This window comes from Alteromonas sp. Cnat2-8 (assembly GCF_022348355.1).
GTDB classification, from domain to species: domain Bacteria; phylum Pseudomonadota; class Gammaproteobacteria; order Enterobacterales; family Alteromonadaceae; genus Alteromonas; species Alteromonas macleodii.
On sequence record NZ_JAKREX010000002.1, the window covers coordinates 369494 to 391502 of the forward strand.

General features: G+C 46.4%; 18 protein-coding genes. 15 read left to right on the top strand and 3 right to left on the bottom strand.

Features of this window, described 5'->3' with window-relative positions:
• Positions 1-68 precede the first annotated feature (68 nt).
• Together MHN00_RS05830 and MHN00_RS05835 are read right to left on the bottom strand one after the other, a co-directional pair.
• On the bottom strand, positions 69-392 hold the full coding sequence (locus MHN00_RS05830) for a hypothetical protein (protein ID WP_039227929.1): 324 nt from the start codon (positions 390-392) through the stop codon (positions 69-71).
• A complete protein-coding gene (locus MHN00_RS05835; protein WP_014950447.1) occupies positions 352-1047 on the bottom strand; it encodes an AAA family ATPase in 696 nt (231 codons plus the stop codon). Before MHN00_RS05835 ends, MHN00_RS05830 begins: the two co-directional genes overlap by 41 nt.
• A 225-nt stretch (positions 1048-1272) precedes the next feature.
• Here MHN00_RS05835 and MHN00_RS05840 point away from each other — a divergent pair, with 225 nt between their 5' ends.
• The 6 genes from MHN00_RS05840 (at position 1273) to MHN00_RS05865 (ending at position 10473) form a co-directional block, all read left to right on the top strand.
• A complete protein-coding gene (locus tag MHN00_RS05840) occupies positions 1273-2013 on the top strand; it encodes a glutathione peroxidase (protein WP_014950446.1) in 741 nt (246 codons plus the stop codon).
• Positions 2014-2097: 84 nt separating this feature from the next.
• Positions 2098-3186, top strand: coding sequence for an alpha/beta fold hydrolase (locus MHN00_RS05845; protein WP_187289714.1), 1089 nt, complete (start codon positions 2098-2100; stop codon positions 3184-3186).
• A 235-nt stretch (positions 3187-3421) separates the two neighbouring features.
• Positions 3422-3883 carry a hypothetical protein gene (locus MHN00_RS05850; RefSeq protein WP_239300607.1) on the top strand — a complete coding sequence of 154 codons (462 nt, stop codon included), beginning with the start codon at positions 3422-3424 and terminating at the stop codon, positions 3881-3883.
• 188 nt (positions 3884-4071) lie between these two features.
• Positions 4072-5481, top strand: a complete 1410-nt coding sequence (locus tag MHN00_RS05855; RefSeq protein ID WP_239300609.1) for a TolC family protein — start codon at positions 4072-4074, stop codon at positions 5479-5481.
• A 5-nt stretch (positions 5482-5486) separates the two neighbouring features.
• Positions 5487-7217, top strand: coding sequence for an efflux RND transporter periplasmic adaptor subunit (locus tag MHN00_RS05860; RefSeq protein WP_239300611.1), 1731 nt, complete (start codon positions 5487-5489; stop codon positions 7215-7217).
• The gene (locus tag MHN00_RS05865) at positions 7210-10473 is read left to right on the top strand and encodes an efflux RND transporter permease subunit (protein WP_239300613.1); all 3264 of its coding nucleotides are present in this window, start codon (positions 7210-7212) and stop codon (positions 10471-10473) included. The genes MHN00_RS05860 and MHN00_RS05865 overlap by 8 nt, the downstream gene beginning before the upstream one ends.
• 85 nt (positions 10474-10558) lie before the next feature.
• Here MHN00_RS05865 and MHN00_RS05870 read toward each other — a convergent pair whose 3' ends face one another.
• Entirely contained in the window at positions 10559-11821 is a 1263-nt protein-coding gene (locus tag MHN00_RS05870) for a dipeptidase (RefSeq protein WP_239300614.1), read from the bottom strand.
• Positions 11822-12214: 393 nt separating this feature from the next.
• Here MHN00_RS05870 and MHN00_RS05875 point away from each other — a divergent pair, with 393 nt between their 5' ends.
• The 9 genes from MHN00_RS05875 (at position 12215) to mraY (ending at position 21997) form a co-directional block, all read left to right on the top strand.
• On the top strand, positions 12215-12985 hold the full coding sequence (locus tag MHN00_RS05875) for a SapC family protein (protein WP_014950439.1): 771 nt from the start codon (positions 12215-12217) through the stop codon (positions 12983-12985).
• Between the two features lie 158 nt (positions 12986-13143).
• Positions 13144-13968 (top strand): putative porin, encoded by an 825-nt coding sequence (locus tag MHN00_RS05880; protein WP_239300615.1) that lies wholly within the window; start codon positions 13144-13146, stop codon positions 13966-13968.
• 491 nt (positions 13969-14459) lie between these two features.
• Positions 14460-14918, top strand: a complete 459-nt coding sequence (mraZ, locus tag MHN00_RS05885; protein WP_012519465.1) for a division/cell wall cluster transcriptional repressor MraZ — start codon at positions 14460-14462, stop codon at positions 14916-14918.
• Entirely contained in the window at positions 14915-15856 is a 942-nt protein-coding gene (gene rsmH, locus MHN00_RS05890; protein WP_014950437.1) for a 16S rRNA (cytosine(1402)-N(4))-methyltransferase RsmH, read from the top strand. The genes mraZ and rsmH overlap by 4 nt, the downstream gene beginning before the upstream one ends.
• Positions 15853-16188: a cell division protein FtsL gene (ftsL, locus tag MHN00_RS05895; RefSeq protein WP_014950436.1), complete on the top strand. Its 336-nt coding sequence runs from the start codon at positions 15853-15855 to the stop codon at positions 16186-16188. The genes rsmH and ftsL overlap by 4 nt, the downstream gene beginning before the upstream one ends.
• Positions 16185-17960 carry a peptidoglycan glycosyltransferase FtsI gene (locus MHN00_RS05900; protein ID WP_014977227.1) on the top strand — a complete coding sequence of 592 codons (1776 nt, stop codon included), beginning with the start codon at positions 16185-16187 and terminating at the stop codon, positions 17958-17960. The genes ftsL and MHN00_RS05900 overlap by 4 nt, the downstream gene beginning before the upstream one ends.
• Positions 17950-19515 carry a UDP-N-acetylmuramoyl-L-alanyl-D-glutamate--2,6-diaminopimelate ligase gene (locus MHN00_RS05905; RefSeq protein WP_239300616.1) on the top strand — a complete coding sequence of 522 codons (1566 nt, stop codon included), beginning with the start codon at positions 17950-17952 and terminating at the stop codon, positions 19513-19515. Before MHN00_RS05900 ends, MHN00_RS05905 begins: the two co-directional genes overlap by 11 nt.
• Complete coding sequence (gene murF, locus MHN00_RS05910; protein WP_239300617.1) at positions 19512-20921, top strand: UDP-N-acetylmuramoyl-tripeptide--D-alanyl-D-alanine ligase; 1410 nt, start codon at positions 19512-19514, stop codon at positions 20919-20921. Before MHN00_RS05905 ends, murF begins: the two co-directional genes overlap by 4 nt.
• On the top strand, positions 20915-21997 hold the full coding sequence (gene mraY / locus MHN00_RS05915; RefSeq protein ID WP_014950432.1) for a phospho-N-acetylmuramoyl-pentapeptide-transferase: 1083 nt from the start codon (positions 20915-20917) through the stop codon (positions 21995-21997). Before murF ends, mraY begins: the two co-directional genes overlap by 7 nt.
• Positions 21998-22009: the final 12 nt, after the last annotated feature.

Sequence of the window (22009 nt, forward strand, 5' to 3'; positions counted from 1 at the left end):
CGCCAAGGCAACATTATTATTGTGAAGGATAAAACGAATGAAATACGTATTTGGATTTATACTTTAGTCTAATTTATGCTGTTATCTTCAATCCACTCTCGAATCAGTGCAGACTTGGCTTTACCTGTCTTTTGGGCAATGTTTGCAAGTTTTTCAATACATTGCGGTGTTAACGTGAAGGTAGCATGTCGCATACCTTCTGATTTTACAGGCTTTCTTATCGGCACAACGCGCTCTGTACGAACGTCTTTTAAATCGTTTTTTGCCGCCGATGGTTGCTTTTTATCCACTTTACCTTGGGCATAAAGCAGCGCATCGTCGATAAAATCTTCTACAGTTCGTAGATTGGGCTTAGCTAACGGCTTCGACTTTTTGAGGTTGAGTAAACTCATAAGCATCCTCCACTTTGCCAGCTAGTAGCTCTTCAAACAAGGTTCTTATTTCTGTGGCCGCTTTACCTTCTGGTTCACTCTCAATAACTGACTGCCCTGACTCTTCTGAATCGTCATACATGTTTCTACTAAAAGTAACAGAGTTTAGGACGGGAATACCAAATGAGCGACACACTTCTTTTGCCTCTAGAATACGGTTTGCCAGGCTAGGTAGAGAAGGGCACTGTGTGATAACGAACGCGGCGTTCATTTTCGGGTTAACCATTTTACAGGTAGATAAAATATCTTCCATGTGAGGTACCGTTTTGAGATCGCGACGTTTGGGTCTAAGTGGAATCAGTATATGGTCAGCAACCGCCATTGACGAGCGAAGCGCTAGGTTATCTTGTCCACCACAGTCTATTACAACGTAATCGTAATACTGACGCAGGCTAAGTAATTCGTTACGTATTTTACCGTATAACTGAACACAGTTAATTTCAGCGAGACGAGGGTTAGCTTTACGCTCTTGGATCCAGTCTGAGGTCGTTCGCTGCGGGTCACAGTCGACCATTAACACCTTGGCACCTTTTTCAGTGCGAAGATACACTGCAATGTTTTGCGCCAGGCAGCTCTTTCCGCTACCGCCTTTTTCTCCACCAACCAAAATAATCATGGTGATAACCCTCGAATATCGCTTATGTTAAAATACTGAGCGTTACGGTGGGTCGTGAATGGTGTCACGACCGTACCTAACCTCCACTCAAAGCATAGGCAGGCTATCAGCTAGGTTCAGCATCAAAATCGATATTAACGAATGTAAGGCAATACCTATTGATTTGTGCAAAAACTCATTCTAGTCTTCTTACTTTATAATTGAGATTACCGATAAGAGGTTGTTATGTCAGAAAGTCGCTTCACTTCCAAAGAAGGCCAAAAAGTACCTAGCGTTTCATTTCCGTGCAGAGAAGGTGAGACGTGGGTAACGAAAACGACAGATGAATTATTTTCTGGCAAAAATGTCGTGGTGTTCTCACTTCCAGGTGCTTTTACACCAACCTGTTCTTCTACCCACTTGCCTCGCTATAACGCTTTAGCGAAAAAGTTTGCGAAACACGGCATTGATGAGATTGTTTGTGTATCGGTAAACGATACTTTTGTTATGAATGCATGGGCCGCAGATCAAGAAGCCGCTAACATAACCGTTATTCCCGACGGTAACGGAGAATTTACCGATGGCATGGGTATGCTAGTCGATAAAGCGGATTTGGGTTTCGGCAAAAGAAGTTGGCGTTACTCGATGCTAGTGAAAGATGGCGTGGTAGACAAAATGTTTATTGAACCTGATGTAGCTGGCGACCCGTTTGAGGTGTCGGATGCAGATACCATGCTGGCTTACATTGCGCCAGAGGAGCAAACTAACGCACCTGTTTCTATTATCACAAAACCGGGTTGTCCTTTCTGTGCTAAAGCGAAAAAACTGCTTGATGAAAAAGGCTACGAGTACGAAGAAATAGTGTTGGGCAAAGATGCATCACTAACCAGCTTAACGGCGATTAGCGGTCGAGAAACTGTGCCGCAGGTCTTTATCGGTGGTAAACATATCGGTGGTTCTGACGATCTAGAGGTTTACTTTAGCTAACGTAATATACGTATTAATCGTCACAAGAAACGGGAGCATGGTAAACTGCTCCCGTTTTTTATTAATTATCCGTAGCGGAGAATAATAGTGTCATCGAAGTTTTTTGTAAAAATGCTCATAGGTATTGTTGCGCTTTTAGGTGTAAATATGGCTATAGCCGCAAATTTATCTATACCCGATACGAGCGAAATGAAAAGCAGAAGTTTTTCAGACCTTCAAAATCAGTTCAAAGCATTTTACGAAAAAGAGTGGGGCCAAACCCAGCCGTGTAGAGAAACGGCACTCAATCGTTTTTCGGTATGCAGCAACGTATTGCGCAATGAAGGCAATTCGCCTTTCATGCTGACCAACAAATCAAGCAGCAAGGTGGCAGTGCTTATCCACGGCTTAAGCGACTCACCTTTCTTCATGCGTGAAATCGCCAACATCTTATTTGAACAGGGTTTCACTGTAGTCGTGCCGCTTTTGCCTGGGCATGGTAAACGAGATGCCGACGATGACATGTCTGACTGGGATTTAGCTGAGCGCTGGCAGGGGCATGTTGATGAAGTCATTAAATTGGCTGATAGCATGGGTGATACTTTGCTTGTAGGTGGCTTCTCTACAGGTGGTGCGCTGGCGGTTGAACATTATCTGGATAGTGCAGGAAACGAAGTAAATAATATTGATGGTCTTATGCTATTTTCTGGCGCGCTGGCGCTGTCTGATAATGCTGAAAGTATGTCTCGAATTTGGGGCATTAAACTTTTAGCCAGAATTATTGATGGAACCTATCAAACTCATGGCCCCAACCCTTATAAGTATCCAAATGTGGCAGGTTTAGCAGGGTTGGAATTGATGGATTTAATAAACATCATTCGGGACAAAGTCGAGGAAGGACAGCAAATTGAAGTGCCGCTATTTGCCGCTCATTCTCAAGCTGATGTAACCACGCCAATTCGCGGCATAGAGCAGTTAATGGACGCAAGTAAAGGTCCGAATACCTTTTTCGTTATCGATGAATCGTACGGGTTGTGCCATGCAGATTTAGTTGTGAATACAAGCTTGCTCAATAAAATGAATTTCAACGCAAGCATGGTTAATCAGCAAGAAGAGTGTGCGGTACCTAAAGCAAACCCGCTATTTTCAACCATGGGCCTTATGTTGCGAGATTACCTGTCTCAGTTTGAATAAGTTACTGGGGCCTGTTGACCTCTGGTGTACAACAAAGGTCAACAGGCCCTAGCTTAGCGACATTAACGGCTAGCTTTACTGCTTGGTTACATCACGCTATTATTTCGTTGCACAATAGACAGCAATATTTTGAGTACAGTATTTGAGAAAGTTTCGGATTAGGTTAACGCGCAAACGGTATAGGTCGGCGAATGCAAGTTCGTTTATCCTTACACTGTTTTTAATGGTGGCTCTCGTGTCGTCAGGTAGCGCTGTATCTATCGAACATTCATACGAGCATGCCCATTCAATGTCGGTGATGACAGCGCAGTCGGATGCTGCTCATGCTAACCATCAGGTTCGAATGCCTGAGTCTGCTAATACACATTGTCAGCACCAAGAATCGTCATCACAACATGCGGATTTAAGTGCTAAAAACAGCAAGAGCAAACCCGCTCAGTTCGACGGCGTCCAAGTTAGCGATGCAGGCGTGAATAGCGTGAAAGCATCACAGATGAGCGACATGTCTTGCTGCAAGGATGAATGTAATTGCCCAGCCGATCACTGTTTTAATCTTAGCGCGAGTGCGCTCATTCAGCCTACCGTTGAAACCGAAATATCGGTAGCCAGAATGGCTGCCACTGCACCTATACTGGGGCAGCGCTCATCTCCTCACTTCGGGCAGTTTCGCCCACCTAAGTCACTTTTCACAGCATAGATCTATCTCGCGGATTTGTTTCGCAGCAGAGACGTTTTTATGTCACGACGTCGTCTTGTCGTTTTGAGATGTCTCTAATCTTTTATCTATGTAACGCGTGGTAAGCCTTTTTGCTAATCCCCTTTGTCGAATTTAGCGAAGAGCGGGGCAACGTCAACACGCCTTACACCTGAAAAGTGATGTTATACATGAGCAACTATTCGGTACCCAAAAAAGTGAACGAAAGCGCTAACAGACCTTGTAAAGTAAGCGCTTTGTTCGCCTTAATTTTTGTGCTTTCTTCTTTTTTGATGGCTAATAAGCCCGTTGTCGCGCAGACCCTAAGCCTGGAACAAGCGCTGCAGTTAGCTATTCAATACGACCCTTTGCTTAAAGGGAATGCGCATCGAAAGGATCGCTTTAATGCAGAAGCTGAAGCGTCATCATATTGGGCAAATCCTCAGGTTTCAGCTTCTGTACAAAACTTGCCTACCGACGGCTTCGCATTTGACCAAGAGCCTATGACGCAATTTAAAGTTGGTTTGAAGCAGCAGTTACCGCGAGGCGATGAAAACCTCTACAGCCAGCAAAAGTATCAGGTTATGGCTGATCAAATGTCGGTAGAGAGCCAAGCGAGAAAGGCGTGGCTTAAACGTGAGGTTACCCTTACCTGGTTAGATTGGGTCTATGCAACACGTCGCATTGGATTATTGGACAAAGAGAAATCATTGCTTACACAGCTACTCGATTTTACTGGCTCCAGATACAGCCAAGGCGTTGGTGCAGCGGCCCAGCAAGACATACTGCAAGTGCGCTTGGCATTGTTGTCACTAGACGACAAATATGTGCAGGCCTACCAGCAAAAAAATGAAGCGAGATCGGCACTTTCAAAATGGTTTGGTGCGCCGCTAGATGACTCTGTAAGCGCACCGCTGGCTCAATCAACGCCTTCTTATCCAACGCGTATCGAGCTCGATGCTATCTTAAACGACAGCAACCTCAGCCTTTCTTCGTTCTTAACGGTTATTGAGAACAGTGAGCCTTTTTCAATACTACAGCATCATCCTGAGGCTATGCTGCTTCAAATTCAGACCCAGATAGAAGCGCAAAATGTGAACATAGCGCGAGAGCAAACTAAGTCTCAGTGGGCATTTGAAGCAAGTTATGGATACAGACAAGATGCGCAAAATGGCGCAAGCCGAGCTGATTTTGTGTCATTGGGTGTTCAAGTAGACCTTCCGTTTTTCAATAAATCTCGTCAAGACGCTTCAATAGCCGCGGCGGCCTCCAAAATGAGTGCGTCTGAAACGGACTTCCGCTTGAAAGTGAACGAGCTTGCCGCGAATGCAGAGGTGCTTAAATCACGCTTGTCAGCGCTAAGTGAGCGCAAAGCGCTTTATGAAACGGCGTTAATTGGAGAAACACAGCAACTTTCTGAAGCTGAGCTAACAGCTTACACCACAGACACAGGTGATATCGGTGATGTTGTCAATGCCAACCTCAAGCAAGTACAAGTGCAGGATGATTTACTCAAAATCGACATCGAGCGCGCCAGAACACTGGCGTCACTTGCTTACTTGTACCTGCCCACTCACGCCCATTTTTCGAATAAAGAGTAGTTAATATGACATCTTCAACTCACCCTGCGCCAGATACAAAGAGCACGCTAATAAAAGGTTTGCTAGTAGGTCTGCTATTTGGCGGCCTGATAGCGTTCGGCTTGGCCTCACTATTGTTGTCTGATTCATCAAAACACGGAAATAGTGAAAGTGCCCACAGCGGAGTAAACACCCACAGCGACGAAACTGATAATAAAGCCCCTTTATATTGGGTAGCGCCTATGGATGACAGCTATCGCCGTGACAAACCGGGAAAGTCACCGATGGGAATGGACTTGGTGCCGGTATACGCCAATGACGACGCAACATCTGCGAAAAGTAATGAGCGTACGCCTGGTACCGTAATGATTCCGCCAAATGTACAGCACAATATAGGTGTTAAAGTCGCGCCCGTTACCATTGGAGCACTTCAACAGACCGTAACGGCGGTGGGCAACGTTGCTTACGATGAAGATAGCATTGTGCACATCCACCCTAGAGTATCAGGTTGGGTCGACAGGCTTTTCATTAAATCTCAAGGTGAGCAAGTAGAAGAAGGACAGGCACTTTATACCCTGTATTCGCCAGAATTAGTTAGCGCACAAGAAGAATACGTTTTAGCCCTTAAGCGAGGAGACGCACGTTTAATTCAGGGCGCAGCCGAGCGCCTAAGAACACTGGGGCTATCAAAGAGCGTTATTGAAGCATTGCAAAAAACTAGACGAGTAACACAAACCGTCACATTTAACGCGCCGCAAAGCGGTGTGGTAGAAGCTCTGAATATTCGGGAGGGGTTTTACGTTCAGCCCGGGACAACCTTGATGAGCATCGCACAGCTAGATACGGTGTGGGTGATTGCAGAGGTGCCTGAAAAGTACGCGCAAATCATAGCGCCTCATAATGGCGCTGTGATTACCCTCGACGAAATGGACCATGGGTCCGATGCTAAATGGGAAAGTCACGTAGAGTATATTTATCCGTCTTTGTCGGAAACAACGCGAACCCTGAAAGTGCGCATACCGCTAAACAATAACAACCACACGTTAAAGCCCAATATGTTTGCCCACGTTGGAATAAAGCCTACTCAACGCAAGGCAGCGTTACTGGTTCCTCGCAGTGCCGTTATTCGCACGGCTGAGGGCGCAAAAGTGGTACTCAGTGATGGCGATGGCAACTTTAAGTCGGTACGGGTAACGCTGGGGCAAAGCGATAGTACACATTTTGAAGTCGTCGAAGGCTTGCTGCCAGAGGATGATGTGGTGGTATCAGCACAATTTTTGATTGATTCAGAGTCGTCGAAAAGCAGTGACTTTGAGCGAATGAAAGCGCCCGATCATCAGGCCACGACAACAGGTACTATTGAGGCAATTGAATTGCCAGCTGACACCGAAAAGAATGGTGCTTCGAATAACGCAAAGTTAGTGATCGCTCGCGGCCCGATTGAAAAATGGGGGAGGGGACCTGCGACAATGTCATTTTCGGTATCAAAGCATATTGACTTATCTCAGTTCAAAGAAGGTGACAACATCATGTTCACCTTTGTGACTGGCGAAGAATTCACGGTTATCGATATGCGTAAACATAGTGAACATGCCATGGACAAGGGCATGGTGCATGACTCAGGTTACAGCAATCATAAACATGATACGAGCAACCTGAAGGGCGATGGAGAGCAAAGCGATGCTCACGAGTCACTGGTTCACAAGTCGGCAGAACAAAAATCGATAAATCATAAGGAGCATATGCACCATGATTGAATCGGTAATTCGCTGGTCGGTAAACAATAGAATACTGGTATTGCTGAGCGCTATTATGCTCAGTATTGCGGGTGTCTGGGCGGTGAAAAACACCCCCGTTGATGCTATCCCTGATTTATCTGATGTCCAGGTCATAGTGAAAGTAAACTATCCCGGTCAGTCGCCGCAAGTGGTGGAAGATCAGGTGACGTTTCCTCTCACCTCTGCGCTAATGTCAGTGCCTGGCGCACAGACGGTGCGAGGGTATTCATTCTTCGGCGATGCCTACGTATATATAATCTTTGATGACGATACAGACATGTACTGGGCTCGAAGCCGCGTTCTGGAATACCTAAGCCAGGCGTCTTCGCAACTTCCAGAAGGCGTGACACCCCAGCTAGGTCCAGATGCGACAGGGGTAGGTTGGGTTTACATTTATGCGTTGGAAAACGATGCTAGTCAGCCAAATGCGCTAGATGCTGGTGAGTTAAGGGCGTTGCAAGACTGGTTCTTGAAGTTTGAGCTTCAGTCAGTTGAAGGCGTATCTGAAGTGGCGTCTATTGGAGGGATGGTTAAACAATACCAAGTTATTGTCGACCCTGAAAAATTACGTGCCTACAACATTCAGCTATCCATGATAGAAATTGCCCTTAAACGGGGTAACCGCGCGTCAGGCGCTTCGGTTATTGAAATGGCCGAGGCAGAGTACATGGTTAGTGCGCAAAGCTATATTCAGGACATTGACGACATACTGGCGTTGCCCACAGGTGTTATCAAGGACGGCGTTAGCATAACGATTAACGATGTAGCACAAGTGGTAGAAAGCCCGTTGATGCGCCGCGGTATTGCTGAACTAAACGGGAATGGCGAAACCGTGGGTGGCATTATAGTGATGCGCTATGGCGAAAACGCAAAAGCCACTATCGATGCGGTCAAAGCTAAGCTGGATTCATTAAAAGCGAGCTTGCCGAAAGGTGTGAATATCGTCCCCGTTTACGACCGCTCCACCCTTATTGATAAGTCCGTCGATACCCTCACCGATAAGCTAGTTGAGGAATTGCTGGTTGTTGGTTTGGTATGCGCTATCTTCTTGTTTCACATACGTTCATCTATGGTTGCGCTAATCAGTTTGCCTATTGGTATTCTCGCCGCGTTTATCGTAATGAAGCTGCAGGGACTTAATGCCAACATCATGTCTTTAGGTGGCATTGCTATCGCTATTGGTGCAATGGTGGATGGCGCTATTGTTGTGGTTGAAAATTTACACAAGCACATTCATCAGCATGCTGTTTCATCAAGTCAGGGAGCCTCAGCGAGTCAAAGGGATTCAGCGAGTCAAAGGGATTCAGCAAGTCAGGTTGGGTCAGGGAGTGCCCAGTCGCAAACATCTATACCAACTTCTGCAAAGCTTTCGGCAGCCAAACGTTGGGAACTGGTGATTAAGTCGACCACCGAAGTTGGTCCAGCTTTATTCTTTGCGCTCCTAATTATAACCGTATCCTTTATTCCTGTTTTTGCATTGGAAGCGCAAGAAGGTCGTCTTTTTGCGCCTCTTGCCTTTACCAAAACCTATGCCATGGCAGCAGCTGCGGCGCTGGCAATTACTTTAGTTCCTGTGCTGGCGGGTTATTTCGTACGCGGAAAAATACGATCTGAAGCCCAGAACCCGGTAAATCGAGCTTTAGAACGTGTGTATCAGCCATTGCTAACGCGGCTGCTTAACTACCCACTGCTCACCTTGGCGGGGGCATTTTGCTTATTGCTTTCCATGTACTGGCCGTTAAACCAACTAGGTAGCGAATTTATGCCCGAACTGGACGAAGGCGATTTGATGTATATGCCTACTACCTATCCGGGTATTTCAGTGGGTAAAGCCAGAGAGCTTTTACAGCAGACGGACAAGCTTATTGCAACCTTGCCCGAGGTTGAAACGGTATTCGGGAAAATTGGACGCGCAGATACGGCCACAGACCCTGCACCATTGACGATGATTGAAACCTTCATTCAGCTTAAACCGAAAGCCCAGTGGAGGGCGGGCATGACCACTGAAAAGCTCAAAGAAGAGCTTAACGCTCTGGTGCAATTTCCAGGGCTGACCAATGCGTGGGTAATGCCAATTAAAACCCGTATCGACATGTTGGCAACCGGGATAAAAACCCCTGTTGGGATCAAGATTGCGGGGCCTGACCTAGCAGGCATTGAAGCCATAGGAAAGGATATTGAGATACTGCTTAAAGACCTGCCCAATACAGCATCAGTATACGCTGAGCGTGTGGTGGGTGGCCGTTACGTTTATATCGATATCGACAGGCAGTTGGCGGCGCGCTACGGCATGACGATAGACGATGTTCACAGTATTGTAGGCTCGGCAGTGGGCGGCAAAGTGGTTACACAATCAGTGGAAGGGCGTGAGCGTTTTCCTATTGCCATGCGCTTTTTACAGCACTACCGCGATACGCCTGAATCTTTAGCATCCATGCCTTTCGTCACACCAAGCGGTGTTCACATTACCCTTGGCGATGTGGCGACCGTGCGTATTGACGACGGGCCGGCTGGGATTAAAAGTGAAAATGCCCGATTAAACGGATGGGTATACATTGATATCTCGTCAGACTCAGCCACGGGTATTGACTTAGGGGGTTATGTAGATAGCGCAAAACGTCATTTGTCAGAGCAACTTGATTTACCCACTGGATACTCCATTACGTGGGCGGGGCAGTTTGCTTACCTTGAGCGCGCGAAAGCAAAACTGTCGGTGGTTATACCGCTAACGTTAGCCATTATCTGCCTTTTGCTTTATCTGGCATTTAAACGCCTTCGCGATGTGGCACTCATACTCGCGACCTTACCGTTGGCGCTGGTGGGCAGTGTATGGTTGCTTTACCTTCTTAACTTCAATCTGTCGGTGGCGGTAGGTGTTGGGTTTATTGCCTTAGCAGGTGTAGCGGTAGAAATAGGCGTTATCATGCTGGTCTATCTAAACCAATATGTATCAGATGCACTTACTAAGCACGCAACAGAAAATGGCAACATTAAAAAAGATGAGCTTGTTAAAACGGCTATTGTCCATGCCGCCTCGGCAAGGCTTCGCCCTGTAATGATGACATCGCTTTCAATTATTGTGGGCTTATTACCTGTGCTTTATGCCACTGGAACCGGTAGTGAGTTGATGCAGCGAATTGCGGCGCCTATGGTAGGCGGTATGGCGAGTGCACTGGTATTAACGCTGTTGGTATTGCCAAGCGCGTTTTACTTAATTGTGTCACGCAAAAAATAATAGAATTGAAAGTGCAGTAGAGTAGATAAAGCATGGGGAAGCGATAACACGCTTCCCTACGCTTCATTTTTAAAGCATTGCGCGACTAGTGCTCTGCCGCGTGATCTTCCGAATAACCTTCCGCGTGATCTTCCGCATGCTCTTCCGCATATTCCTCAACTTGTTGCCATACGCGCAAAAGGTTTCCGCTCAATATCTTTTCGATGTCGGTACGGCTGTATCCTCTATCCAACAATCCTTGTACTAAGTTTGGAAAACTCGCCACGTCTTTAAGGCCAATGGGTAATGAGTCACCTACACCGTCATAGTCCGAACCAATACCTACATGATCAACACCAATCAGTTTTACCACGTGATCGATATGGTCAAGCACTTCATCAAGGGTTGAATAAGGGTATGGCACTTCTTTGCGATAATTCTCTTCAAAGTTCTCTAGCTTAGGGCTGTCTTCGCCTTCTTTTTCAACCAAGGCTTTGCGCGCTGCAGTAAGGCCACTACGCCACTTGCCAGCCTCTTTAGATACAAAACTAGAACCAAAGTTAATCATAATAACACCGCCATTTTCGCCGAGTTTTTTGATCATCTCGTCGTCCATGTTGCGCTCAAAACCAGGGGTAAAGCGGCGCAGTGAAGAATGTGATGCTATGACTGGCACCTTTGTTAACTCAATAACCTGATAAAAGGCGTCGTCAGACACATGGGAAATATCTAGCATGATGCCGATGTTGTTCATCTCGCCCACTAAAGTTTTGCCAAACGGGCTAAGGCCTTTCCATTTTCTGCGCAGGTCATACGAAGAGTCAGAAATGTGGTTAGCTTGACTATGAGCAAGGGTGATGTAGCGAATCCCGCGCTCGTAAAAAGCCGTTAGATTCGCCAAGTCACCTTGAATAGGAGAACCATTTTCCATGCCCATTGGCAGTGAAATTAACCCTTTTTCAAATTGGGCTTTTACGTCAGAAGGGCTTTTAGCAATGGCAAATTTATCAGGTGCGCGGGCAACAATGGCTTCTACTGAATCGATGAGCTCATGGGCAAGCTGCGTAGATTCTGGAGAGTTGTCTAAACTAGCAGGCACGTAAATACTCATAAAAGGGGCGTTCAAACCACCAGATACTGCACGAGGGTAGTCAAAGTCGCCGTCCTGCGTGGCTTTAGTGACATCAACCCACTTTTCCTTGACGCGATAAGGAACATCAATGTGTCCATCAACAATAATAGTTTCTTGTGCGATCTTGATAGCTTTTTCAGATGCTGAGTAAGTAGAGGTCTCAGCAAGTACATAGTGTGAAGCAAAAAGCGCAGAGATAAGTAATGCGCAAGATGAGAGTGGGAAGCGCCCCTTCATAGAAAATCCTTATTTTGTTTTTTTATCGCTTAGGTCAACAACCGCTAACTTAATAGCAATACGAGACTAAAGGATAATGCGCACTGCGACAATAGGCTTTTACTTGCTATGCATTTACCCCAGATTGCTCTCGCTAAGCCCTAAATTAGTCGATATTGCTCATTTTTAGAGCGCTTGTGCTTGTTTACTTCAAGTTTACATTGCAATAAAAATTTAAAACTTGTTATGGTGAAGACTGCGTGACTTCATTGCGCGAATACGGGATACTCCCAAGCGCTCCGCCAATTATCGATGACTACTATGCATCAGCGCGGCCGACGTAATTTTTTAGTGGCACCCGCTCTTCTCACATAATCAAGCCGGGGCCACAGCTAACAAGTATGAGAAATAAATATGGCTATTAATTTTGTACCGCTAGATAAAGAAAAGCATAAAGACCTAAAGGTTGCGGTAAATACATCTTTCAGCTTTGCGAAAAATACACACCTTGCAGCAGCAACGATCCGTGAATTTGCACAACTAGCTGCGACAATGCCGCTAGTGTTCATTGAAGACACTACATCAAAGCGTCACCACGTTGTGACTATGCTTGGTATGGAACAAGGTCAAAACCTTTTTCTAACTGGCGACAGCTGGAAAGGCCCTCACGTTCCAATGAACATCCTTCGCTATCCATTCGACGTGCGTCCAGACGGCGACAAGCTTGGCGTTTACATTGATGAAAACTCTGACCTTATTTCTGACGAAGGCCAAGCGCTATTCACCGAAGCTGGTGAAGCAAGCGAGTTCCTAGATAACCGTCAGAAATTCCTAGCAGACCTTGCGAATAGCGAAATGCTAACTCAGCGTTTTGTTGCGAAAGTCGTTGAACTGGACCTTCTTGATCCAATTCAAATTCGCCTTACTTACCAAGATGGTAAACAGCGCAATGTTACCGGCATGATGAGCATCAACGAGAAGAAGCTTCTTGAGTTGCCAGAAGAGCAGGTGCTTGAGCTACACAAGCAAGGCTTCCTAGGTGCTATCTACGCAGTAATGATGTCTGTTGGTCAGCTAAACCGCCTTGTTGAGCTTTCTAACGACACAGAAAACCCAATTCGCAGCATGCAGCTTTCTGCGGTTAAAGCAGAAGAAGCAGCACCCGAAGCGGCGCCAAACGCGTAATCGCTCCCTCATTTTGAAGTTTAAAAGCCCGCAAAGTTGCGGGTTTTTTTGTACCTAAAATTCACGTTCAGACTTCGTCATGTTTCGTTCAGAAACCGTTAAGTTTTAATGTCTTATCTTACACCTCGTTCCCAACACATTTTTTAAGGACAAAAGACATGAACACTAACACTAATAAGCTAAAAACTACGCTAACTGCACTATCACTTATCACGGCTTCAGTATTTACAGTCTCAGCAGCACATGCAGCTACACAAAACGAAGTACAGGTAACTGCTGTCGATTTTGAAGGGGTAGATGACAACCTCTACGGTGCAAGATATGTGCGCTACCTTGAAGAAGTTAGCGGAAACAGCGGCGCTTACCTTATCAACCCTTATCTTCAGCGTGTATCGAGTTTATCTGGTGGTTACGCCAATTTAGATGGTATTGACGTATTTAATTTAGGCAGCACTTTTTACCTAGACGATACGTGGATGCTTGCCATAGAAGGCGCTCACAGTAAATTTGACGACGAATTCAGTGAAGAGGATTACACAAATATTGATTTAAAAGTCGGATTTAACTTATCCCGTCAATGGCAAATTGGTGCAGGTGTCATCTATCAGCGTGCCACTTACGACATTAATACTGGTACAGATAATTACAGCGAAAGTGAGAATGAGACTTCACCACTTGTATTTACACGTTATACCACGGTAGGGAATGCGGGAACAGGCTGGGACTTTACCGCTCAGTACGTAGCAGACGATATTGACGTTCTATCAGGCAGCGCCAGATATTTCTTCACTCCAGGTTTGAGCGTTCAGGGAAGCTACAGCTATACCAACGCACCTGATGGGTTCGATAATGTAAAAACCGCAGGTGTTGCGCTTGATTACTGGGTAAATGAACAGTTTTCAATATCAGCAAGCTATGAAACGGATATTGATGGGGAAGAAAGCAGTGACGTTGCTTCACTTTCAGCATCCTATCGTTTCTAAGTAAGAACTCCCTGATTATTGCTATGCGTTAGCACGCGTTGATGTAAATGCAGTGAGTTAGCACTAGTCGTGTTAACTCACTCGTTTTTTAACGTGCTGATGTGGCGCAGCTGTTTGAATTACGACTCAGCATACGCGCAACACCGCTTAAAACAGGGTTAAACATAATCGTGAGATCCCGCCGCTTATTTACAGTCAAAAACAGCAGTTCATCGATTAATTACACCTTTATTTTTTCTCACCTGAATATTTTTTAATCTTTTTTACACGCCTAATCATACACTTCCTAAAAATACTGTATATCCAACCAGTTTAAACCCAGTGTTTATGCGGCCTTCACGCCTTTTTTCTACTTGACAGTGGGGATCATTGATACCTAAACTGTATCTCAGTGGGTAAATGTGGCGAATTGTGGATCAAATCATCATCACTTTGCAGATTAGTACTCAAAAAACAAGAAAACCAAGAGCAAATAATAAAAGGCTAGGGGAATGTTCCGCGGCGCTAACGCAATCAATCTGGATACAAAAGGCAGACTGGCTATACCGACGAAGTATCGTCAGTCGCTGCTGGATGATTGTCAGGGACAACTGGTCTGCACAGTCGATACACAACAAAGTTGTTTGCTACTTTACCCACTTCCCGAATGGGAAGAGATTGAGCTTAAACTCTCTAAACTTTCAAGCATGATCCCAGCCGAGCGTCGCTTGCAGCGATTGCTACTAGGTTATGCTTCTGAAGGTGAGATGGATAAAAGCGGGCGCATTCTTGTACCTACTCCACTGCGAAGTTTCGCAAAACTCTCAAAAGAAGTCATGTTAGTTGGTCAGTTAAACAAATTCGAAATTTGGGATGCCGATATTTGGGCACAACAAGTTGAAGCTGATATAGACACCGAACGCAAAGGCGAATTTGAACTTACCGAACGATTACAGGACTTTTCTCTATGACGCAGCCTAGCGAATTTAAACATATTTCAGTATTGCTTGATGAATGCATTGAAGCCCTAGCGATTAAACCGAACGGTATCTACATTGACGCCACTTTCGGCCGTGGGGGGCACTCAGCACATATTTTGGATGCATTGGGCGAACACGGGCGTCTCATCGCCTTTGACCGTGATCCGCAAGCAATCAAAGCGGCAGAACGTTTCGCCGATGATAAGCGTTTTAGCATTATCCACTCACCATTTGGTGATATGGCAGAAGAAATCGAAGCGCTGGGACTAACCGGTAAGATTGACGGTGTGCTTATGGATTTGGGGGTGTCTTCACCTCAGCTAGATGATGCCGAGCGTGGTTTTAGCTTCCTTCGTGACGGCCCGCTGGATATGCGTATGGACACCTCACGTGGACAAAGTGCTGCAGACTGGTTGGCTAACGCCGAAGAACAAGACATTACGCAGGTTATTAAAGAGTTTGGCGAAGAGAAGTTCGGCAAACGCATAGCCCATGCCATTGTAAACACGCGAAAAGAAACACCCATTACGCGCACAGCTCAGCTAGCCAAAATTATCGACGAAGCGGTTCCTGTAAAGGATAAGTTTAAACATCCGGCAACCCGTGCATTCCAAGGTATTCGCATTTATATCAATGCGGAACTTGAGCAACTTCGTGTTGGCCTTAAAGCCGCGACACAGGTGTTGGCGAAAGAAGGACGTCTTGCCGTTATTTCGTTTCACTCTCTTGAAGACCGTTTAGTAAAACGCTTCATTAAGGATCAAAGTAAAGGGAAATCAGTACCGCACAACTTACCGATTACTCAGGCTGAAATAGATGCAGATAAAGTGTTAAAAGCCTTGGGCAAAGCGATAAAACCTTCAGAACAGGAGATTGCGAACAACGTTCGCTCTCGCAGTTCGGTATTACGTGTGGCAGAAAAGTTATGACCAAAGCCGCGCCAGACAAGGCCAGCACTAATTTTAAATTACTGCTAATAATTGTATCAGATTTGACCCGCAACAAGTTGCGGGTTTTGTTGTATTTAATGGTTATCACAAGTGCCATGGCAGTGACACTAAGCAGTCATCACAACAGACAGCAGGTCATTGCCCTTGAAGACCTTATGCAAGAGAAAGATGAGCTTGATGTCGAGTGGCGTAACCTCGTGCTTGAGCAACGCGCGTTGACCGAGCATAACCGCATAGAAAACCTGGTTGAAAAACAGTTAGAAATGTACCGTCCAACCGCAGACGATGAAGTAGTGGTGAAGTTAAAATGAGTACAACAGCACTTTCTCGCCAACGTAAAAAAACCGGTGCAAAACAAAATGTCACGCCAAGCTTAGTGCACTGGCGCTTTGTCGTTGTGCTTGTTGTTATTATGCTAGTTTTCAGCGTGCTCGCCGCCCGTGCAGCCTATATTCAAGTTATTGAGCCAGACGAGCTAATACAACAGGGCGACAACCGCACACTAAGAACCCGTGATATGCCAACCTATCGCGGGCTCATTACCGATAGAAATGGTGTTGAGCTGGCGGTGAGTGTGCCTGTTCGGGCCATATACGCAGACCCTAAGGTTATCCATGAAAACAACGGCTTCGAGGAAGAGCGTCGTTGGGAAGCGCTGGCAGATGTACTGCGCCAAGACGTCAATGAACTCAAAGAAAAAGTGGCAAACCCCAAACGCCGCTTTGTTTACTTGCAGCGTCAGGTGTCGCCTGCCATGGCAGAGTACGTTGATAAACTGGACATTCCAGGCATTTATCTTCGCCGTGAAAGCCGCCGCTACTATCCTACAGGTGAAGTTTCAGCGCAGTTAATCGGCGTAACCGATGTTGACGACACGGGCGTTGAAGGCTTGGAACGCATGTATAACGAGTGGCTAACGGGCACGCCGGGTTCTCGTAAAATACGCCGCGATGCGAAAGGCCGTCAGGTAGAGATCTTAGAAACAAAATCAGGCGAAAAAGCTGGCGACCTGCAGCTGACTATTGATCAGCGTATTCAGGCACTTGCTTATAAAGAAATTAAAGAAGCCATGATTTATTACCAATCAAGCTCGGCTTCCGCCATTGTCATCGATGTAAAAAGCGGTGATGTGTTAGCCATGGTGAATGCACCGTCATTCAATCCGAATGACAGAAGCGATATTTCTGCGCACAGAATGCGTAACAGGGTTATTACCGATGCGTTCGAACCAGGCTCGGCGCTAAAACCGCTGGCCGTCCTTACTGCATTAGAGTTCGGTGAAGTGGAGCCTGAAGACTCAGTAAACACTCATCCAGGATGGATGCGATTAGGCGGCAGCCTAGTAAAAGATTCGCGCAACTACGGCGAACTAACGCTAGAAGAAATTATTCAGCATTCCTCAAATATGGGGACGTCGAAGCTGGCGCTTTCTGTGCCTAAACAGTTCCTGCTGGATACCTATTACAATATGGGCTTAATGAGCGATACCGGGCTTAATATGGCGGGTGAGAGTAGCGGTATCTTTCATGAGCGCAGCCGCTGGTCTGAATTTGAGCTAGCCACGCTGTCATTTGGATACGGCATTTCGGTTACCACTGCACAGTTGGGGCGTCTTTACGCAACGTTGGCGAACGGCGGTATTAAAACACCGCTTAATGTCATCAAGTCGCCAGAGCAACCTTCATGGCAGGCTCAATCTGAGCGGGTGATCAGCGAAGAAAACGCTAACGCTATTGTTCAAATGATGGAAAGCGTAACCCAGCGTGGCGGCACAGCAACAAAAGCGTCGGTACCAGGTTATCGCGTTGCTGGAAAAACAGGAACAAGCCGAAAAGCGGTGGCCGGCGGGTACGGCGAAGAGTACGTCAACATTTTCGCCGGTATCGCACCTGTGTCTGACCCCAGGCTAGTAACTATTGTATTGATCAACGAACCTGGCGGTGATTTGTATCACGCGGGGGATACCGCTGCACCTGTCTTTTCATCAATTATGGGTGGCGCATTGCACATGTTAAACGTTACGCCCGATGACAAGCAGGTTACATCTAGCCGCTTATTGAAAGGAGGTCAAAGTGGTAGTTAGTGCCTTTATTCAAAGTATAAAAGCTTTATTGGCGAAATTTGGTGTAGACGCCCCAGATATCCGCATTGAAGGTTTAACGCTAGACAGCCGAGAAGTGAATACACGCTTAGCGTTCTTGGCAATTAAGGGCCACGAACGCGATGGTCGAGATTTTATACCCCAGGCAATAAGTTTAGGGGCTCGTGTAATTCTGGCGCAAACTGAAGACAGTAGTGCCCATGGTCAGATGGAAATGCGTGACCACAGCGTCATTATCTCGCTGTATGAATTACCACAAATGCTCTCTGCATTAGCAGCTGCATTTTACGACTACCCTGCTCAGAAAATGACGACGGTAGCAGTGACAGGGACAAACGGAAAAACCTCTACAGTTCAATTGCTTACCCAGCTTAAGGATGCGTTAGGTACACGTAGTGCAAGCATCGGAACTCTAGGGAGCAGTGTGTTTGAAGGCGATGAAACCCAGTGGTCGAACACGCCGGCAGCAAACACTACGCCCGATGCCATACGTATGCAGTATTTGTTGGCAGACTTTGTGCAAAGTGAAGTGCGCCATACGGCCTTCGAAGCAAGTTCTCACGCATTGGTTCAAGGGCGGCTTGGTACAGTAAAAACCGATATCGCTGTTTTCACCAACCTTACTCGAGATCATCTCGATTATCACGGCACCATGGAAGAGTACGGCAAAGCCAAGCGCTTGCTGCTTCAGCAACCAGGTTTAAAGGCTGTGGTATTAAACGCTAATGATAATGAAAGTAAGAAGTGGGATGGTGCAGCAGATAAGTCGATTACACGCATCTGGACAGGTATAGACGAAAGTGGTCAGGATGGAAGCGGTGAAAGTGAGTACTTGCGAGAGCATAACAATCCTCAAAGTCGCCATTGTTTCGCCACAAATGCTTCTTATCATGCAGGTGGATGTAGCTTTGAACTGGTGAGTTCGTGGGGAAGCGCTGCTATTTCGCTGCCACTATTCGGAAAGTTCAATATCAGTAATGTATTGAGTGCTATAGGTACGTTACTCGCTGAAGGTGAGCGTTTTGATGACGTGGTTAACGCGGTAAATGCAATCACGTCTGTACCCGGGCGAATGGAAGTTTTCCCTGTAACGGGTGCGGCGAACCTAGTGGTGGACTACGCGCATACGCCAGACGCTCTGGAGAAAGTGCTGTTAAGCGCCAAATTCCATACAACGGGCAAAGTGTGGTGTGTGTTTGGCTGCGGCGGGGACAGAGACAAAGGCAAGCGACCGTTAATGGGGCAGGCTGCCGAGGTTGGTGCTGACGCTATTGTGATCACCACAGATAACAGTCGCAGTGAAAGCCCTGAATCTATCGCCGAGGATATCATTGCGGGTTTGAAAAACCGTGAGCTGGCAGTGTCTATTCCCGATCGCGAGCAAGCTATTCGTCATTGCCTTGAGCATGCGCATGAAAGCGACATCATCATCGTGGCCGGAAAAGGCCATGAAGATTACCAAATTATCGGTGACAAAAAGACTAACTATAACGAACGTGCAGTTGTGGCGCGACTGCAACAGGAGTACAGCAAATGATAACAACAACGCTGTCATGGATAGCCGAAAAGGTTAATGGAAAATTATTGAAAGGCGCTGCTGACGTTGAAGTGTCTGCAATAAGTACCGATACCCGCACCCTTGAAGATGGCGCAGTGTATCTAGCCTTGAAAGGCCCGAATTTTAATGGCCACGATTTTGTCTCAACGGCCGAAAAAGCGGGAGCAAGCGCGGTTATTGCCAGTGAAGACGTAGCAACCACGTTACCTGTCATCATGGTTGATGATACCAAAGAAGCGCTTGGCCTGTTAGGTGCGGCAGTAAAAGCTTATGTGGCGCCCAAAACAATTGCGATTACCGGAAGCAGTGGCAAAACCACCGTAAAGGAAATGTGTGCCGCTATTTTGGAGCGAAGAGGAAATGTATTAGCCACAAACGGTAACTTCAATAATGATATCGGTGTGCCGCTAACCCTTCTACGTCTTGAACCTCAGCATGAATATGCAGTGATGGAGTTAGGCGCAAATCACATTGGTGAAATCGCCTATACCACGAACCTTGTTAAGCCGGACGTCGCGACTATCGTAAACGCCGCCGCTTCTCATCTAGAAGGCTTTGGAAGTTTGCTAGGTGTAGCGCGCGCCAAAAGTGAAATTTTTAAAGGCTTAGGCAGTGACGGCGTGGCGGTAGTCAATGTTGATAGCCAGTTTTCTGAATTTTGGCAAGGCAAACTTAAACAGACCAAAACGCTAACGTTTTCGCCCCAGCAGAAAAACGATGCTGATTTTAGAGCAGAAGATATCACTATTGGGCTAGATGGGTGCGCCGCATTCCACTTGGTTTGCCCGCAAGGAGATATGTCTATTCAGCTTACTATTCCTGGCGTTCACAACGTGGGGAATGCCCTTGTCGCTGCGGCATTAACGCTGCAAGTTGGCGCCACACTAGAAAACGTGCGCGACGGCTTACTTGCCATGAAGCAAGTTAGCGGCCGCTTGAATGTAAAGCAGCTTACCGAACAGGTTCGGCTGTTAGATGACACCTACAACGCCAACGTGGCGTCTGTAAATGCGGCAATTGATACGCTAAGTAGCTTTTCAGGTATCCGCGTTCTTGTTCTAGGCGACATGAAAGAGTTGGGTGAAAAAGCGCGTTTTTACCACGAGCAGGTGGGGGAATACGCTAAACAAAAAGGAATTAATTACCTGTATACCATGGGTGTTTTGAGTCAATCAGCTAGTGCTGTGTTTAATGAAAATGGTGGCCATTTCAGCGATGTTGAAAGTTTGTTGGCCGCAATGGAGAGTGATTTGTTAGTGCAGCAGCGCGATATTTCAATTTTAGTTAAAGGTTCACGCAGTTCCAGAATGGAACGTGTGGTAGAGGCGGTAGAGGCCTCTGCGCTGGGAAAGCACGATAGCCGTCGGGAGCGAATAGCATGTTAATTTGGCTAGCCGACTGGCTGACACAATTCGATTCAGGGTTTAACGTATTTTCATACCTTACCCTTCGTGCAATCTTAAGCACGCTGACCGCATTACTTATTGCCATTCTTATTGGCCCTAAGATGATTCGTTATTTGCAGCGTATGCAAATTGGTCAAACTGTACGAGACGATGGCCCGCAAAGCCATTTGTCAAAATCAGGCACACCCACTATGGGCGGGTTACTTATACTCGCAGCAATTGTAGTAAGCGGCCTGCTTTGGGCTGACCTGACTAACCGTTATGTGTTGGTAACCCTTACCGTGGTTGTGGCTTACGGTATTATTGGGTTTGTTGACGACTACAGAAAAGTGATCCGCAAAGATTCGAAGGGGCTTATCGCCCGTTGGAAATATTTCTGGCAATCTGTGGTTGCGTTAGGCGTCGCATTCTATTTATACAGCAGTGCAACAATAAGCGCTGAAACCTCACTACTGGTGCCTTTCTTCAAAGAAGTGTTCCCGCAGTTAGGTGCGTTCTTCATCATTATTACCTACTTTGCCATTGTAGGCACAAGTAACGCGGTAAACCTTACCGATGGATTGGATGGGCTTGCCATTGTGCCCACTATATTGGTGGCAGGCGCATTTGCCATTTTCGCCTATGTGACAGGTAATGCGAACTTTGCTGAATACCTGAATATTCCTCATATTCCGCTTACCAGCGAACTGGTGATTGTGTGTACCGCCATGGTCGGTGCAGGCTTAGGCTTTTTATGGTTTAACACGTATCCGGCACAAGTATTTATGGGTGACGTTGGCTCACTAGCGCTAGGCGGCACACTAGGTGTGTTAGCTGTATTAGTGCGCCAAGAACTCGTGTTAATCATCATGGGTGGTGTTTTTGTTATGGAAACCCTGTCGGTCATCCTTCAGGTAGGTTCTTACAAATTGCGTGGCCAGCGTATTTTTCGTATGGCGCCTATTCACCATCACTATGAATTGAAGGGCTGGCCAGAGCCGCGCGTAATAGTGCGTTTTTGGATCATTTCAATCATTTTGGTGTTGGTGGGTCTTGCTACCCTCAAACTTAGATAAGCGGTAAAGAGA

Excerpts from the sequence above, each read along its gene's own strand:
- MHN00_RS05830 (WP_039227929.1), bottom strand. The coding sequence starts at position 392 with ATGAGTTTACTCAACCTCAAAAAGTCGAAGCCGTTAGCTAAGCCCAAT.
- MHN00_RS05835 (WP_014950447.1), bottom strand. The coding sequence starts at position 1,047 with ATGATTATTTTGGTTGGTGGAGAAAAAGGCGGTAGCGGAAAGAGCTGC.
- MHN00_RS05840 (WP_014950446.1), top strand. The coding sequence starts at position 1,273 with ATGTCAGAAAGTCGCTTCACTTCCAAAGAAGGCCAAAAAGTACCTAGC.
- MHN00_RS05855 (WP_239300609.1), top strand. The coding sequence starts at position 4,072 with ATGAGCAACTATTCGGTACCCAAAAAAGTGAACGAAAGCGCTAACAGA.
- MHN00_RS05860 (WP_239300611.1), top strand. The coding sequence starts at position 5,487 with ATGACATCTTCAACTCACCCTGCGCCAGATACAAAGAGCACGCTAATA.
- MHN00_RS05865 (WP_239300613.1), top strand. The coding sequence starts at position 7,210 with ATGATTGAATCGGTAATTCGCTGGTCGGTAAACAATAGAATACTGGTA.
- MHN00_RS05870 (WP_239300614.1), bottom strand. The coding sequence starts at position 11,821 with ATGAAGGGGCGCTTCCCACTCTCATCTTGCGCATTACTTATCTCTGCG.
- MHN00_RS05875 (WP_014950439.1), top strand. The coding sequence starts at position 12,215 with ATGGCTATTAATTTTGTACCGCTAGATAAAGAAAAGCATAAAGACCTA.
- MHN00_RS05880 (WP_239300615.1), top strand. The coding sequence starts at position 13,144 with ATGAACACTAACACTAATAAGCTAAAAACTACGCTAACTGCACTATCA.
- mraZ (WP_012519465.1), top strand. The coding sequence starts at position 14,460 with ATGTTCCGCGGCGCTAACGCAATCAATCTGGATACAAAAGGCAGACTG.
- rsmH (WP_014950437.1), top strand. The coding sequence starts at position 14,915 with ATGACGCAGCCTAGCGAATTTAAACATATTTCAGTATTGCTTGATGAA.
- ftsL (WP_014950436.1), top strand. The coding sequence starts at position 15,853 with ATGACCAAAGCCGCGCCAGACAAGGCCAGCACTAATTTTAAATTACTG.
- MHN00_RS05900 (WP_014977227.1), top strand. The coding sequence starts at position 16,185 with ATGAGTACAACAGCACTTTCTCGCCAACGTAAAAAAACCGGTGCAAAA.
- murF (WP_239300617.1), top strand. The coding sequence starts at position 19,512 with ATGATAACAACAACGCTGTCATGGATAGCCGAAAAGGTTAATGGAAAA.
- mraY (WP_014950432.1), top strand. The coding sequence starts at position 20,915 with ATGTTAATTTGGCTAGCCGACTGGCTGACACAATTCGATTCAGGGTTT.